13 protein-coding genes are annotated in these 15,579 nt (G+C 71.9%); 8 read left to right on the top strand and 5 right to left on the bottom strand.

Annotated features, from left to right (window positions below; genetic code table 11):
- The first annotated feature begins 470 nt into the window (after positions 1–470).
- The gene (locus ACGF8B_RS20155; RefSeq protein ID WP_259931165.1) at positions 471–1,067 is read left to right on the top strand and encodes a biotin transporter BioY; all 597 of its coding nucleotides are present in this window, start codon (positions 471–473) and stop codon (positions 1,065–1,067) included.
- On the opposite strand, the gene ACGF8B_RS20150 is transcribed toward ACGF8B_RS20155, so the two are convergent.
- Entirely contained in the window at positions 1,048–2,346 is a 1,299-nt protein-coding gene (locus tag ACGF8B_RS20150; protein ID WP_392740196.1) for an FAD-binding oxidoreductase, read from the bottom strand. The genes ACGF8B_RS20155 and ACGF8B_RS20150 overlap by 20 nt on opposite strands.
- A 71-nt stretch (positions 2,347–2,417) precedes the next feature.
- Positions 2,418–3,872: an amino acid permease gene (locus ACGF8B_RS20145; RefSeq protein WP_392740194.1), complete on the bottom strand. Its 1,455-nt coding sequence runs from the start codon at positions 3,870–3,872 to the stop codon at positions 2,418–2,420.
- 271 nt (positions 3,873–4,143) lie between these two features.
- Here ACGF8B_RS20145 and ACGF8B_RS20140 point away from each other — a divergent pair, with 271 nt between their 5' ends.
- On the top strand, positions 4,144–4,632 hold the full coding sequence (locus ACGF8B_RS20140) for a ribose-5-phosphate isomerase (RefSeq protein ID WP_342283107.1): 489 nt from the start codon (positions 4,144–4,146) through the stop codon (positions 4,630–4,632).
- An 83-nt stretch (positions 4,633–4,715) separates the two neighbouring features.
- Positions 4,716–5,525: an Fpg/Nei family DNA glycosylase gene (locus tag ACGF8B_RS20135; protein ID WP_392740190.1), complete on the top strand. Its 810-nt coding sequence runs from the start codon at positions 4,716–4,718 to the stop codon at positions 5,523–5,525.
- A gap of 43 nt (positions 5,526–5,568) precedes the next feature.
- Here the strand turns inward: ACGF8B_RS20135 and ACGF8B_RS20130 are convergent, their stop codons facing one another.
- Positions 5,569–6,801 (bottom strand): GNAT family N-acetyltransferase, encoded by a 1,233-nt coding sequence (locus ACGF8B_RS20130; protein WP_392740188.1) that lies wholly within the window; start codon positions 6,799–6,801, stop codon positions 5,569–5,571.
- Positions 6,802–6,906: 105 nt separating this feature from the next.
- Between ACGF8B_RS20130 and ACGF8B_RS20125 the strand changes: the two genes are divergently transcribed.
- Entirely contained in the window at positions 6,907–8,052 is a 1,146-nt protein-coding gene (locus ACGF8B_RS20125; protein WP_392740186.1) for a PP2C family protein-serine/threonine phosphatase, read from the top strand.
- 179 nt (positions 8,053–8,231) lie between these two features.
- On the opposite strand, the gene ACGF8B_RS20120 is transcribed toward ACGF8B_RS20125, so the two are convergent.
- Positions 8,232–9,422: a cation:proton antiporter gene (locus ACGF8B_RS20120; RefSeq protein ID WP_392740183.1), complete on the bottom strand. Its 1,191-nt coding sequence runs from the start codon at positions 9,420–9,422 to the stop codon at positions 8,232–8,234.
- 318 nt (positions 9,423–9,740) lie between these two features.
- Here ACGF8B_RS20120 and ACGF8B_RS20115 point away from each other — a divergent pair, with 318 nt between their 5' ends.
- From ACGF8B_RS20115 to ACGF8B_RS20105, 3 genes are read left to right on the top strand one after another with little or no spacing between them, the layout of a single operon-like run.
- Complete coding sequence (locus ACGF8B_RS20115) at positions 9,741–10,586, top strand: ABC transporter ATP-binding protein (RefSeq protein ID WP_392740181.1); 846 nt, start codon at positions 9,741–9,743, stop codon at positions 10,584–10,586.
- Positions 10,586–13,066, top strand: coding sequence for an ABC transporter permease (locus ACGF8B_RS20110; RefSeq protein WP_392740178.1), 2,481 nt, complete (start codon positions 10,586–10,588; stop codon positions 13,064–13,066). Before ACGF8B_RS20115 ends, ACGF8B_RS20110 begins: the two co-directional genes overlap by 1 nt.
- Before the next feature lie 9 nt (positions 13,067–13,075).
- Positions 13,076–13,582 (top strand): HD domain-containing protein, encoded by a 507-nt coding sequence (locus tag ACGF8B_RS20105; RefSeq protein WP_392740176.1) that lies wholly within the window; start codon positions 13,076–13,078, stop codon positions 13,580–13,582.
- A gap of 18 nt (positions 13,583–13,600) precedes the next feature.
- On the opposite strand, the gene ACGF8B_RS20100 is transcribed toward ACGF8B_RS20105, so the two are convergent.
- The gene (locus ACGF8B_RS20100) at positions 13,601–14,755 is read right to left on the bottom strand and encodes an acyltransferase family protein (RefSeq protein WP_392740173.1); all 1,155 of its coding nucleotides are present in this window, start codon (positions 14,753–14,755) and stop codon (positions 13,601–13,603) included.
- Positions 14,756–15,255: 500 nt separating this feature from the next.
- Between ACGF8B_RS20100 and ACGF8B_RS20095 the strand changes: the two genes are divergently transcribed.
- Positions 15,256–15,450: a hypothetical protein gene (locus tag ACGF8B_RS20095; RefSeq protein ID WP_124717718.1), complete on the top strand. Its 195-nt coding sequence runs from the start codon at positions 15,256–15,258 to the stop codon at positions 15,448–15,450.
- Positions 15,451–15,579 lie beyond the last annotated feature (129 nt).

Raw genomic sequence — 15,579 nt, 5'->3', positions numbered from 1 at the left:
CACAGTCTGAGCACGCGTACCGCCGAGTGGGAACCACTGTCCGCTATACGGGCACGATGCTCACACAAGGTGCGCACCCGGACACGTGCGGCGCCCCCGCGGGCCGCGGGCCGGGGCGGCGCCCCGTGTGTCCGCGCCCCGTGTCCGCGCCGGTCCCGGGCGGATGCCGGTGGCGGTCCCGGGGCGCAATCGGCGGCAGGCCCCGGCGGAATCGGCGGCAGGCCCCGGGCGGATTTGGCGGGAACCTACAGTCCGTCCCGGCAGGTCCGGCCCGCCCGGATCCGGGTCGCTCCGTGCCCGGCTCAGTGACGAGCGTCACGCCGCCCCGCCGTTGCGTACCGTTCTTTGTGCGGACCCCACCAACGCCCCGGTCAACGCTTTGTGGGCCACTGATGGTGATCGGTCGTTAACCCGTGGGCTAACGTCGGGCTCAGTCTGTCCCCACCTGTCCTCACCCCCGCGGAGTCCCGATGAGCACTGCTGCCGCCGCCCCTGCCCGCACCGGAGCGGTCCTCGCCGACCTGCTGCCCGCCGCCAGGCACCGTTACGCCGTCGACACGGCCCTGGTCCTCGGTGGCGCCGCGCTCACCGGCATCGCCGCCCAGATCGCCGTGCCGGTCCCCGGCTCCCCGGTCCCGGTCACCGGCCAGACCTTCGCCGCGCTCCTCGTCGGCACCGCGCTCGGCGCCCGCCGCGGCTTCCTCTCCCTCGCGGTGTACGCGCTGGTGGGCATGGCCGGCATGCCGTGGTTCTCCGAGGGCACCTCCGGAATGGGCTTCCCCTCGTTCGGCTACGTCCTCGGCATGCTGCTCGCCGCCTCCGTGGTCGGCGGCCTCGCCCGCCGCGGCGGTGACCGCTCCGTGCTGCGCACCGCGGGCACGATGGTGCTGGGCTCCGCGATCATCTACGCGGTCGGCGTCCCGTACCTGGCGCTGGCCACCGGCATGTCGGCGAGCGCCGCGATCGCGGCCGGCCTGGTGCCCTTCCTGATCGGTGACGCGCTGAAGGCCGCGCTGGCCATGGGCGCGCTGCCCGCGGCCTGGAAGCTCATCGGCCGCCGGGGCTGATCCCGTAGCTCCCCCCGAAGAGGCTCGCCGGGTCGTGACGCGACACCAGACCGGCGAGCCTCTTCTGTGTCCGGGCGTCGTGGAAGCCCTCGGTCCGGTCCCCGCCGCCGAAGGAGAAGCCGAGCGACCGGCCCAGGGCACCGGGGGCGAGCAGCCCGGCCACCTCCGCGTACAGGGCCCGTACCGACGCCACGTCCGTACCGTCCAGCGGTGAGAGCAGCCGCAGCAGGAACCCGGCCTCCCGGTAGGGCACCGCGTTGTCCACGGCGGGCCGGGCGGCGAGCGCGCCGCCCAGGTGGTTGAGCTGGACCACGGTCATCATCGGCGCCTTCGGCCCGGTCAGCTCCAGCACGCGCGCGGCGAGGTCCCCGTCCAGGCCGTCGAGCACCACACTGTCGCCGTAGTAGGCGTGCGGGAACGGCGGGTCGCTGTGAATGGTGTGGCTCTCGGCGTACGTCATCTCCCGCAGCGAGTCCGCGAGGGCCGGACCGATCGCCCGCAGCGGCGCGACCAGATGCTCGCCCTCGGCCGCGCCGCCGGTGTACGCGACCCGTACCGAGATCACGTACCGCCCGCGCAGCGGCTGGGGCAGCTGCGGGAGGTCGGGGTAGCGGATCGCCGCCAGCGAGGACGTCAGGGTGTCCGGCACGGTGCGGGTCCACTCCAGATAGCGGCCGGCCACCTCGGCGGCGGTCCCGTCCCCGTGGAAGGCGATCGAGCCGCCGTACAGCCGCCCGGCCTCCACCAGGCCGATCTCCATGGCGGTCACCACGCCGAGCCGGTGGCCTCCGCCGCGCAGTGCCCAGAAGAGACCGGGCTCGTCTGCCGGGGAGACATGGCGCAGCACCCCGTCGGCCGTCACTACGTCCAGCGCGCGCACGTGGTCGGCCGCGTATCCGAACTCCCTGGCCAGGACGGGGAGCCCGCCGCCGAGGGTGTAGGAGACCGCGCCGACCGAGGGGGACGATCCGTTCAGCGGGGCGAGGCCGTACGGCACGGCGGCCTCGATCACCTGCCCCCAGGTGACGCCCGCGCCGATCCGGGCGGTGCGGCGGACCGGGTCGATCTCGACAAAGTCCATCCGGCGGGTGCTGATCAGGACCCCGCCCTCGATGGCGCCGGGCTGTCCGTGGCCGGTGGCGTGGACGTGGACCCGGAGGCCGCGCGCGGCGGCGTCGGCCACGGCGGCGCGCACGTCCTCGGCGTGGGCGGCCTCCACGACGAGGTCGGGGCGGATGGCGAAACCGGTCTGGAAGCCGGACGGGGCGGTGGTGGTCATGGAAAGGCTCTCCGATCGCTCGCTCGGTGGCGTTGCGGGGAGAGCCTTTCCGGTAAACCTGACAACCGCCGTCAGGTATTGGCGGGTGTCCTACCGGCTGCCCGGTTCCGGCGGTTCCTGGCCTCGCGGACCAGTGCGATCGCCACCACCAGCGCCGCGACGAGCAGCGAGAGCAGTACCTGCTGACGTCCGCTGTCGTCGGTCAGCATGTAGACCAGGACGAACGAGATCATCGCGATGGTCGCCCAGGTCAGGTACGGGAAGAGCCACATCCGTACGACCAGCTTCTCCGGCGACTCGCGCAGGATCATGCCGCGCATCCGCAGCTGGGTGAAGCAGATGACCAGCCAGACGAACAGCGCGACCGCACCGGAGGAGTTCAGCAGGAACTGGAAGACGGTGTCGGGCCACCTGTAGTTGAAGAACACCGCGACGAAGCCGAAGACCACCGAGGACAGGATCGCGGCCTGCGGCACGCCCCGCTTGTTCGTCCGGGCGAACGCCTTCGGCGCGTCCCCGCGGCCGCCGAGCGAGAAGGCCATCCGGGAGGCCGTGTAGAGGCCGGAGTTCAGGCACGACAGCACGGCGGTGAGAACGATGACGTTCATGACCTGTCCGGCGTGCGGGATGCCGATGGAGTTGAGGGCGGCGACATAGCTGCCGTCCTTCACGATCGACGCGTCGTTCCACGGCAGCAGCGTGAGCACGATGAAGATCGAGCCCAGGTAGAAGACGGCGATCCGCCAGATCACGCTGTTGGTGGCCTTCTGGACGGCGCGCTGCGGGTCCTCCGACTCACCGGCGGCGAGGGTGACGATCTCGCTGCCCATGAAGGAGAAGACGACCATCAGCACACCGGTGAGGATGGCGCCCGGCCCCTCGGGGAAGAACCCGCCGCTGTCGGTGAGGTGCGCGAAGCCCGCGCCGGGGTTGTCCGAGCCGGGCAGCACCCCGAAGACGGCGAGCAGTCCGACGACCACGAAGGCGCCGATCGCCACGACCTTGATCCCGGCGAACCAGAACTCGAACTCGCCGTACGACCCGACCGAGACCAGGTTCGTCGCGGTCAGCACCACCATCACGATCAGCGCCCACGCCCACTGTGGGACGCCCGGCACCCAGCCCTCCAGGATCTTGGCACCCGCCGTGGCCTCGACGGCGAGCACCACGACCCAGAAGAACCAGTACAGCCAGCCGATCGAGAAACCGGCCCAGCGGCCCAGCGCCTGGTCGGCGTAGGCGGAGAAGGAGCCCGAGCTGGGGCGGGCCGCGGCCATCTCGCCGAGCATCCGCATCACGAAGACGACCATCAGGCCGACCAGCGCGTACGACAGCAGGATGGCGGGTCCGGCGGCGGCTATACCGGCGCCGGAGCCCACGAAGAGACCCGCGCCGATCACACCGCCGATGGCGATCATCGAGAGGTGGCGGTTCTTGAGTCCCGGCTTGAGACCGTCCGGGGAGTGGGGGGAGTCCGGCTCGGCCGGCCGGTCGACCGGCCCGGCCGTGGTCGTCTGCGACGTCATGGATCGAATCCTTACGTTCTCGGATCACGCGATGCGCGCCCGGCCGCCGCAGTGGGGTGCGACAGCGAGTGATGCATTGAAGCCCGGCGAACGGTAGAAGCGGAACCCCTTCCTCCGAATCGTTGACCCGATCGTTGCCCATGTGGCCGCGCTCACACGGAATCCGTGCGCGGCGCGGTCACCCGGGGTCCGCCGCAGGTCCCGGGCGGACGGCCGGAAGGTTCCGACCCCGATGGCGGCTACCCCGCGTCGCACGTGCCACACTCGGAGCATGCGCGTGTACCTCGGCTCGGACCATGCCGGCTATGAACTCAAGAACCACCTCGTCGAGTGGCTCACGGCCCAGGGCCACGAGGCCGTCGACTGCGGCCCCCACATCTACGACGCCCAGGACGACTACCCGCCGTTCTGCCTGCGTGCCGCCGAGCGGACGGCCGCGGACCCGGACAGCCTCGGCATCGTGATCGGCGGCTCCGGCAACGGCGAGCAGATCGCCGCCAACAAGGTCAAGGGCGTCCGTGCCGCGCTGGCCTGGAGCGAGCAGACCGCCGCCCTGGGCCGCGAGCACAACAACGCGAACGTGGTCGCCATCGGCGGCCGGATGCACTCGGTGGAGGAGTCCACCAGGTTCGTCGAGATCTTCCTCGCCACCCCGTACTCCAACGAGGAGCGTCACACCCGTCGCATCGAGATGCTGACGGCGTACGAGACGACCGGCGAGCTCCCTCCGATCCCGGCCCACCACCCGCAGCAGGGCTGACCGGCCTCCACCCCCGTGCCGCCGGTGCCCCCGGCGGCACAGCCATGTCCGCCCCCGCACACCCACCGAGGAGAGCCGACGCCGTGCCCGAGGGACACACGATCCACCGCCTCGCCGCGGACCACCGGGACAGGTTCGCCGGGCGCCCGGTGCGGGTGAGCAGCCCGCAGGGCAGGTTCGCCGCGGGCGCCGCGCTGCTCGACGGCCGGCCCCTCGCCGACGTGGACGCCCACGGCAAGCACCTCTTCCTCGGCTTCGACGGCGCCGGCTGGGTCCATATCCACCTGGGCCTGTTCGGCAAGCTCGGATTCGGTACGGTCCCGGCCCCGCCGCCCACCGATACGGTCCGGCTGCGACTGCTGAACGAGGAGCACCACGCGGATCTGCGCGGCCCGACGGCCTGCGCGCTGATCACCGAGCCCGAGAAGCGCGCGATACACGAGCGCCTGGGACCGGACCCGCTGCGGACCGACGAGGACGGCGAGCGGGCCTGGCTGCGGATCTCGCGCAGCCGGATCACCGTCGCGGCCCTGCTGATGGACCAGAAGGTCATCGCGGGGGTCGGCAACGTCTACCGCGCGGAGGTGTTGTTCCGGCACGGGATCGACCCGTACCGCCTCGGCCGGGACCTCACGCGCGCGGAGTGGGACGCGATCTGGGCGGACCTGGCGGTGCTGATGCGCGAGGGCGTGCGGAACAACCGGATCGACACGGTCCGTCCCGAGCACCTGCCGGAGGCGATGGGCCGCCCGCCGCGCGTCGACGACCACGGCGGCGAGGTGTACGTCTACCGCAGGGCCCGGCAGTCCTGCCACATCTGCGGCGGCGAGATCCGCACCGCCGACCTCGCCGCCCGCAATCTCTTCTGGTGCCCGGGGTGCCAGAAGCGCTGAGGGCTGTCCCGCCAGGAATTGCGGGACAGCCCTTGGAAGGCCCCTAGAACCCCCGCGGCAGCCACGGCGCCACGTCGGAGAGGAACGCCGACGACGCCTCCGCCAGCGCGCCCGCCCGCAGCTCCCGTACCCGCCCGGCCTGCCCCAGCGAGCTCAGCGACTCGCCGCCCAGATAGGCCGAGCCCAACTCCCGTACCGAGAGCTCCAGATCGGCCGGGTCGTCGGTCCGGCGGCAGGACGCGACGCCCTTCTCGTCGGCCGTGAGCCGCCAACGCCCCTCGTTCCAGGGGCAGAACGCGTCCGCCACCTCGAACACCACGTCCAGCGGGCCCCGGTACGTCCGGGCCTCCAGCGCCGCACCCAGCTCCACCAGGCGCACGTGGAGCGAGTCGCGGACCCGGATGTTGCACCGCCGCACGTCCGACACCAGGTGCAGCACCGCGTCGTCGACCGGGCGGTTGCGGGCCACGACCGTCGTCATCAGGTCGATCTCGAAGACGAACCGCCACAGCGCCGCGTACGCCGCCGGGTCCAGGGCGGCCAGATCGTTGACCACGATGGTGCCCTTGGGACCGGACGGCTCCCACTCCGGCTTGATGTGATACGTCACATTGCCGACGATCTCCCCGTCCCGCTCCGCCAGCACGCACTGCTGTGCCGAGGAGCCCTGGCGGCCGGAGACCGGGTCGATCATGGGCTTGCGTTCCCAGCCGGGCCCGTGGACCGGGACGCCGGGACGGCCGGAGACCAGCCGCTCGTACACGCTCTCGCACGCGGCCATCGCCTCGTCCGGCTTCGCGTGGCGCAGCCGGACCTCGTCCGTGCCCGGCGGCACGTCCAGCCGGATCCGGTCCTTCTCGATCGTCATGGACATCTGCCGCGAGGCGGGACCGTAGCCGAACCGGCCGTAGATCGCCGGTTCCGAGGCCGTCAGCACGGCGAACGGCTCGCCCAGCGCGCGGATGTCGTCCAGCTGCCGGCGCATCATCGAGGTCAGCAGCCCACGCCTGCGGTGCGTGGAGGCGACGCTCACCATCGTGATCGCGGCGGCGGGCACCAGCGCCCCACCCGGCACGGCGACCCGGAAGCTGAACGCCCCCGCCGTGCCGACCACGTCGTCACCGTCCCAGATACCGAGCGACCGTTCGTGCTCGGTCAGCTGCTCGAACAGCTCGCGCTCCTCGGGCGTCTCCGGGTCCCCGCCGAACGCCAGCTCCAGACACTCGAACCATTGGTTCCATTCGGACGGACGCAGTACGCGAAGCTCAGTAGTCATGGGCCATGCCTACCAGGGGCAAGGCGCTGGGGGCGACCCGATTTCGAACGCATTGTCGCGGGGTCCCCCTGCACCTCGGGCGGCCGGGTGGATAAGGTCCCCGCAATGGCACGTCGCGCAGGAGCAGACACGTACCCGGCCCGATTGCGGAAATCGGCGCACCGGGCACGCATCGCGCTGCGCAAGTCCGGGGTCGACTACTTCCGCGGCGACGGATCGGACTGGATCGCGCTGGCAGGTCTGCTGCTCACGATTCCGGCCATCACCTGCGCCACCCTCTTCGACGCGGTGTGGTGTTCCCCGGCCGCACTCGTCCTGCCGATCGTCGCGGGCGGCCTGCTGCTGCGCCCGGCCAGTCTGCTGGGCCTGTACGCGACCGCCGCCACCGCCCTGATCGTGGAGTCGGTCGCGCTGGGCCCGTACGGCGACGGCCCGGCCCGGGTGACCCCCGGGATCGTCCTGGTGGTCGCGGCCTGCGGCTTCTTCGGACTGATCCTCGCCCAGTTCCGGGCCAGGGTCGGGGTGCCGTGGCGGCGCGGCGGCACCATGCTCTTCGACCTGCGCGAACGCATCCGGGTCCAGAGCGCCCTGCCCCGGCTGCCGCAGGGCTGGCACCGCGAGATGGCGCTGCGCCCGGCGGGCGGGCAGTCCTTCTCCGGGGACTTCGTCGTCGCCGCCCGCACCAACGGCGGGCGCACCCTGGAAGCCGTGCTCACCGATGTCTCCGGCAAGGGCATGGACGCGGGCTCCCGCGCCCTCCTGCTGTCCGGCGCCTTCGGCGGGCTGCTCGGCTCGCTGCCCCCGCACGGCTTCCTGCCGGCGGCCAACGGCTATCTGCTGCGCCAGGACTGGGACGAGGGGTTCGCCACCTCGATCCATCTGGTCCTGGACCTCGAATCGGGCGACTACGAACTCCTGTCGGCCGGCCACCCGCCCGCCCTCCAGCTCCACTCGGGCAGCGGCCAGTGGGAGGAGAAGGCGGCCGAGGGGCCGCTGCTGGGGGTGTACGACGGGGCGCAGTTCGACGCCGTGAAGGGCTCGCTGGCCCCCGGCGACGTGCTGATGCTCTTCACGGACGGCCTGGTCGAGGCGTCCGACCGGGACATCGCGGAGGGCATCGACCGGCTGACCGGCGAGGCCGACCGCTATGTCGCCACCGGGTTCGAGGGCGCGGCCTGGCATCTGATCGAGGCGTGTGCCAAGGACGTCAACGACGACCGGGCGCTGCTGCTGCTCTCGCGCAGGTCCTGAACCGACACCGACACCGACACCGACACGGGCGCCGACACCGACACCGACACGGGCGCCGACACCGACACCGGCACCGGCACCGACACCGGCACCGGGTCCTCCGGGCACGGGCGCCTCCGGGCACGGGGCCGAGCGGGCCGAAGCCGCTCTCCCTGCCCCCGGAACGCCACGGGTGCCGCTCAGGCCGGGACCGGGAGTTTCCCGGATCGGCTGTCGCTGTCCTCGTCCCGGCCCCGCCCGCCCGGCAGGATGCGGGCGAGCCAGTGCGAGCGCCCGGCCGCCAGCGGCGCGAGGACCGCGAGGAGCAGTACGTAGCCCGCGATGAACGGGGAGAGCCGCTCGTCCAGCCCGGCGGCCGCCGCCATCGTGGCGAGGATCAGGGCGAACTCGCCGCGCGCCACCAGCGTGGTGGAGATGTTCGCGGTGGCCTGCGGACCGAACGAGTAGACCTTCGCGGCGGCGATTCCCGCGCATACGTTCATCACCAGGGTCACCGCGACGGCGGCCAGCACCGGCCAGAGCACGGTCGGCAGATCGCCCGGGTCGATGGAGAGCCCGAAGGCGAAGAAGAAGATCGCGCCGAAGGCGTCCCGCAGCGGGTGGACCAGCTTGAGGATGCGTGGCCCGGAGGCCGTGCTGCCGAGCATCAGGCCGACCATGAAGGCGCCGATCGCGTCCGCGACCCCGAACCACTCCGAGACGCCGGCCACGAGGACCGCGGCACCGAGGAAGGAGATGACCAGGAGTTCGTCGTCACGGGTGTTGATCAGCTTGCCGATGACCGCGGTGCCGAACCGGGCGGCCAGTGCGAGCAGCAGCAGGAAGCCGAAGGCCTTGCCGCCGTCGACCGCCGCGGCGGAGAGGCTGTCGGCGCCCGACAGGATGGGCTGGAGGGCGGCCAGGTAGAGGGCGAGGAAGACGTCCTCGACCACGATGATGCCGAGGATCGGCTTGGTCTCCGGATTGCCGATCCGGCCCAGGTCGACCAGGACCTTGGTGACGATGGCGGACGACGAGATGCCGAGCACACCGGCGAGGACCAGCGCCTCGGACGTGCCCCAGCCCAGCGCGAAGCCGAAGCCGAGCCCGGCGCCGACGTTCAGGGCGAGATAGGTGCCACCGGCGACGGCCATCTTGCGGCCGCCGGTCTTGAGGTCGTCGAGGTGGAATTCGAGGCCGAGGTAGAAGAGCAGCAGCACCAGACCGAGCGCGGAGAGCATCTCCAGCTCGTGCGGGTCGGCGACGAGCACGATCCCGGGGGTGTGCGGGCCGAGCAGGATTCCGGCCAGGATGAACAGGGGGATGGTCGGCAGTCCGATGCGGCTGCCGACGCGGGCGAGAACGGCGGCGGCCAGGAAGGCGCCGCCCATGGCGATGAGCGTGTCTGCGTGTCCGATGAGCCCAGTCCTTCGTCAAGTCAAGAGAGTGTCAAGAAAGCGTCAGTAATTAGTTTACCGAACGATTGACCTTGCAACTGTGTGCCCCTTCAAGGCGTCGGCTGTCCGCCCCGCCGGGTGCCGGCCCCAGGACCCCCGCCCCGACCTCCCCGGATCCGCCTTCCCCCGGGCGGACCTGGGGTTTTCCCCACCCTCGATCCGCCAGCAGCCGCCATGTTCCCGATCCGCCCGGCTCCGTAGGTTCGAATCACGGTCGAAGAAGCGGCCGTCGAGCAACGGAAGGCGGACATCATGGGGCTGCGACGCAGCAGGCAGCGCGCGCAGGACGGGCAGTACACGGCGGACTTCCACCACGGGCCCGCGCCCGTGGACCTCGCCGTCGAACTGCGCGGTGTCCGCAGGCAGTACGGCCGCGGCGGCTCCGCCGTCCACGCGCTGCGGGGCATCGACCTCGCCCTCCCGCGCGCCACCTTCACCGCCGTGATGGGCCCCTCCGGCTCCGGCAAGTCCACCTTCCTCCAGTGCGCGGCCGGACTCGACCGCCCCACCGAGGGCTCCGTACGCCTCGGCGGCACCGAGATCACCGGCCTGAGCGAGAACCGGCTCACCGAACTGCGCCGCACCCGCCTCGGCTTCGTCTTCCAGTCCTTCAACCTGCTGCCGTCCCTCACGGTCGAGCAGAACGTCGTCCTGCCGATGCGCCTGGCCGGACAGCGCACCGGCTCCGCCCGCGGCCGCCGCGACGCCGCCGAGATGCTCACCCGGGTCGGCCTCGGCGACAAGGGCGGCCGCCGCCCCTCCCAGCTCTCCGGCGGCCAGCAGCAGCGCGTCGCCGTCGCCCGTGCCCTGGTCACCCGCCCCGACGTGATCTTCGCCGACGAGCCGACCGGCGCCCTCGACACCACCACCGCCGCCGAGATCCTCGCCCTGCTCCGCAACGCGGTGGACGGCCTCGGCGCCACCGTCGTCATGGTCACCCACGACCCGGCCGCCGCCGCCTACGCCGACCAGGTGCTCTTCCTCGCCGACGGCGCGATCGTGGACCGCCTGCCGCGCGCCGACGCCGCGCAGGTCGCCGCCCGGATGGCCGCACTGACCGCCCGGACCGTCCCCGCCCACGCAGGAGCAGCAGCCTGATGTTCAGCCCGCACGCCCCGAACGGCCTCGCCCGCGCGGCCGTCCGCTTCAAACCCTCGTCGTTCATCGGGACCTTCGTCGCGCTCCTGCTGGCCGCGGCCGTCGTCTCCGCCTGCGGCATCCTGCTGGACACCGGCCTGCGCGCCTCCGTCCCCGCGGACCGCTACGCGAAGGCCCCCGTGGTGGTCGCCGCCGACCAGCGGGTCCACATGACGGTCGGCACCGGCGAGGGCTCGTACGACGCGGCCCAACCCGTACCGGACACCGCGCGACTCCCGGAATCCCTGGTGGGCAAGATCGCCGCGGCCCCCGGCGCGGCGGCCGCGATCGGGGACGTGAGCTACTCCGTACGACAGGGCGGCACCTCCCTCACCGCTCACGGCTGGGGCTCCGCCGCCCTCACCGGTACACGGCTGCTCACCGGCGAGGCGCCCGGTACCGGCGAAGTCGTCGTACCCACCGCCACCGGGGCCCGGGCCGGCGAGCAGATCACCCTCGACACCCCCGCCGGCGCGCGGGAGTTCCGCGTCGCGGGCACCACCGCCACCGACGTCACCGTCTGGTTCACCGACCGGCAGGCCGTCGAGCTCTCCGGCCACCCCGGCCGGGTCGACGCCATCGCCGTACTCGCCGCCCGGGGCACCACCACCGACACCCTCGCCGGCCAGGTGCGCGATGCCGTCGGCCGCACCGCCACCGCCCAGGTCCACACCGGTGACGGCCGGGGCGCCGTCGAGGACGCGGGACTCGCGGGCGCCTCGGAAGTCCTCGTGGGCCTCGGCGGATCCTTCGGCGGCATCGCCACCATGGTCGCCGTCTTCACCGCCGCCGGTACGGTCGCCCTCTCCGTCGGCCAGCGCAGCCGCGAGTTCGCCCTGCTGCGCGCCATCGGTGCCACCCCGCGCCAGCTGCGCCGCTCCATCGCCACCGAATCCCTGCTCGTCGCCCCGCTCGCCGGAGCGCTCGGCTGCCTGCCCGGAATCGCCCTGGCCCACTGGTGGTTCGGGCAGCTCCAGGACCGGGGAGCCATCCCCGGGCCCGTCGGTCTGCGCGTCTCCTGGCTGCCGTTGACCGTCGCCACGGCCGCCACGATGCTCACCGCGCTGTGCGCCGGATACTTCGCCGCCCGCAAGCCGTCGAAGAGCAAGCCGGGGCAGGCGCTCGCACAGGCCGCCGTGGAACACCCCCCGTTCGGCTGGATCCGCACCCCGCTCGGTATCGCCGCCCTCGTCGGCGGTGGAGTCTTCGCGGGCGTCGCCGCGTCCACGAGTGGCGAGGACGCGGCGAACGCCGCACTCGGCGTCGTCATGTTCTTCATGCTCGCGGTCGGCCTGCTCGGTCCGCTGATCGCCCGGATCTGCGCCGCCCTCATCGGCCTCCCGCTGCGCGCGGCAGGCGCGTCGGGCTCGCTGGCCGCCGCCAACTCCATGACGAACTCGCGCCGACTGGCCTCCGCGATCACTCCGATCGTGCTCGCCATGGCCTTCTCCTCCACACTCGTCTTCATGCAGACCAGCGAGGAGCGGGTGGTCGCTCACCAGCAGCGTGACGCCGTCACCGCCGACCACATCGTCTCCGCCCCGGGCGGGCTCGCCTCCGACGCGACCGAACGGGCCGCCGCCACACCCGGTGTCACGACCGCCGTCGGGCTGCTCCGCAGCTCCGTCCTGGTGCCCACCGGATCGGGCGGGGACCGCAGGCTCCAGAGCACCTCGGCCCAGGGGATCACCGGCTCCGCCGACGACCTCGCCGAGGTCCAGGACCTCGACGTCAGGACCGGATCGCTCACCGGTCTGCGGCCCGGCACCGTCGCCGTCGACACCACCCTCGCCGACTCGGCGGATCTGGGCACCGGTGACCGGCTCGCCCTGCGCCTGCCGGACGGCACCAAGGCGTCCCCGAAGATCGTCGCCGTCTACGGACGCGGCCTCGGCACCAGCCTCGTCACGTTCCCCGCGGCCGATCTGAAGGCCCACCTGACCTCGTCGTACGTCTCCGACGTGCTGGTGCGGGCCACTCCCGCCGCCGCACAGAAGCTCACCGCGCTCGGCACCGTCACCGACCGCTCCGGCTACGCCGCCGCACAGGACAGGGACCGCGAACTCAACGCCTGGGCCAACACCGTCATGGCCTCGGTGCTCGGCGGGTTCGCCGCCGTCGCCGCCGTCAACACCCTGGTGATGACCGTCCTGGACCGCCGTCGCGAACTGACGATGCTGCGGCTGGTCGGCTCCACCCGCCGCCAGGTCATGGGCATGATCCGCTGGGAGGCCCTGCTGGTCACCGTGGCCGGCGCCGCGCTCGGCATCGCCATCGCCCTGGCCACGCTCTTCCCGATGATGAAGGGCCTGACCGGTGAGTCGCCGTACATCCCGCCGGCCCTGCTCGGGACCTTCGTCGCCGCGATCATCGGCCTCGGCCTCGCCGCCGCCCTGATCCCGGCCCGGGCCGCCCTTCGCAGGACGGAGGCCCGTCCGTAGAGTCGGCCCATGACCGAGCCGCACGCCCATCTGACCCTGGCCGAAGTCGAGGCGATCGCCCGCGAGGCCCACGCCGAGCAGCGGGACAAGGCGGGACGCCCGTACACCGAACACCTCGCCGCGGTCGCCGAGGGGGTACGGGTCCGGGGCGGCAGCGACGACCAGATCGCCGCGGCCTGGCTGCACGACGCGGTCGAGGACGACGCGCTGCCGGCCCGGTGGCTGGCGGAGGCGGCGCTGCCGCAGCAGGTGAAGGACATGGTCCTCGCCGTCACCAGACGTGACGGCGAGGACCTCCGTGCGTACACCCGGCGCATCCTGGACACCCCGGGCGCCCTGCTGGTCAAGGAGTCCGACCTGGCGCACAACGCGGACCCGGCCCGCCTCGCCGTGCTGGAACCGGCGACCCGTACCCGGCTGACCGAGAAGTATGCGCAGGTACGGGCGATGCTGGGGCTCACCCCGGGCGAATCGCCCGCCGAGCAATCGGTTCAAGCCAACACGGTGAAGGGCTGATCCACTTCTCCGCCCGGCTCAGAGCCGGGCGGAGGCCCGCCGGAACGCCCAGTCCATGTCCGGCTCCGTCACCGGGCGCAGCACCCGCCGCACCGGCGGTGTGCACATCAGCGTCACGGCGACCGCAGCGACCACCGAGACGAGGACCAGGCCGACGGGGGCCGCGAGCCAGTCGTAGACGTCGAACACCCCGGCGTACCCGGCTCCCTTGATCAGGAAGCCGTGCAGCAGATAGCCGCAGATCGTGCCGGCGCCGAGCACCGTGAACCACATGCGGCGGCGCGGCACCCAGGCCAGGAAGCCGATGGTGAGCAGCAGCGCGCAGCCGAACATCGCCAGGGTCATCACGGCGCCGGACCACCACGGCGCGCCCATCTCCTGCGCGCTGTTGCTGCGGTAGAACCAGCCCAGCTGCATCCGGGGCGCCACCCAGTACGCGAACAGCAGGGCCCCGGCGAACAGCGGCAGCGCGGCCGTCCGCACCTCACGCCGGCGCACCAGCTCGAAGTGCTCGGGCCTCAGTCGCAGCCCCAGCACGAAGAACGGCAGGAACTGCAGGACACGCTGGAGATCGAGGTCGTCGCCGATCGTCGGGCAGACGGAGGCGAGTACGGCGATGACCAGCGCCACCGGCAGCGGATGGCGCAGCGCCTGCCAGATCGGCGTGGTGAGCCGCCAGACGAACAGCGCGATCAGGAACCACGTGAGGTACCAGGGGTCGAGCAGGCTGATCGACTGATCGGCCGCGTCGTCCGCGTACCGCTTGAACAGGGAGTACGCCGTCTCGAACACCACATAGGGCACGGCGACGCCGGTGACCAGGCGCTTCACCTTCGCGGCGGACATGTCGAAGGAGCGGGAGAAGTAACCGGAGACGATGATGAACGCCGGCATGTGGAAGGTGTACGCCACCATGTACAGCGCCCGGGCGGTCCGGCTGCCGTCCATCACCGGTTCCCACGAGTGCGCCACCGCGACGAGCACGATGGCCAGGTATTTGACGTTGTCGAAGTAGGCATCACGCCGCTTCGCCGGTGCGGCGCCCGGCGGCTTGTTCGCCACCGGCGCGGTGGGTGGCGCGGTGGCTGTCGTCGTCCCTCGGTGTCTGGGCTCCGACTCCCGGGTCGCCGATGGGAGCGGGGCCCTCTGAAATACGTTCGGAGCGTGGAACATCTCACGCACCTTAGACGCCCCGATTGCAATTCGTAAAACCGCTCCGAGATATCGATCGTTCCTGCCCCAATCGAAAGTGAAACCACCAGCAACCGCCCGCTATGCACCGATTAATCCACCTTAAATGGTGCATATCGGCAGGCAGTTGAGGGCCGTGAATTTAATCGCACCTGAAGCTTGGAATTGCATGTGGATGAAGTGTGTGGGTATGGAAACCGTCACATTCGCAAGCCATTGTGAATGATCGATTCACAGTTCAATCACAGGAATGCGGAACGCTGTGCGCGGGCCCGCGGGGCGGGGGCGGGCGCAGTGCGACCCCTCGTGCGGCTGTGCGCCCCGAGTGCGCGCGGGGCGCAAGGATGGCGCGATCCCGTCACTTCGATCCGTCACCCGGCAGCGACCACAGGGGAGTTGGTGGCACGATGGACGGGACGGAGGAGTGCTAGGCCGCACACCTCCGGGCCGGCAAGGCGGACCGACCAAGGGTGTGAGCAGTCGTGGCCATTTCACTGTCTGTGGTGCTGATGTTGGCGATCATCCTGGTGGTCCTGATCCGGGGCGGCTCGATCAAGCCCGGGCCGGCGATCGTCGCGGCGCTCTTCGGCTTCTTCCTGGCGTCGACCGGCATGGCGCCGTCGATCAACAGGTTCATGAACTCGATAGCGGAGACCATCAACCAGATCTCCTTCTGACCCCGGCCGGGGGGGGGCCCCCCCCCCCCCGCGGGGGGGGGGGGGCCCCCGGGGGGGGGCGCCCCCCGCCCCGAAAAGCCCCGTGCCGCGCGGGCTTACCCCGCCCCGGCCCCAACCAGGAGCGGGCGC

Origin of the sequence: Streptomyces sp. NPDC047917, from assembly GCF_043204345.1 — a bacterium.
Classification (GTDB): Bacteria; Actinomycetota; Actinomycetes; order Streptomycetales; family Streptomycetaceae; genus Streptomyces; species Streptomyces sanglieri.
This window is presented reverse-complemented; position numbering and strand designations above follow the sequence as displayed.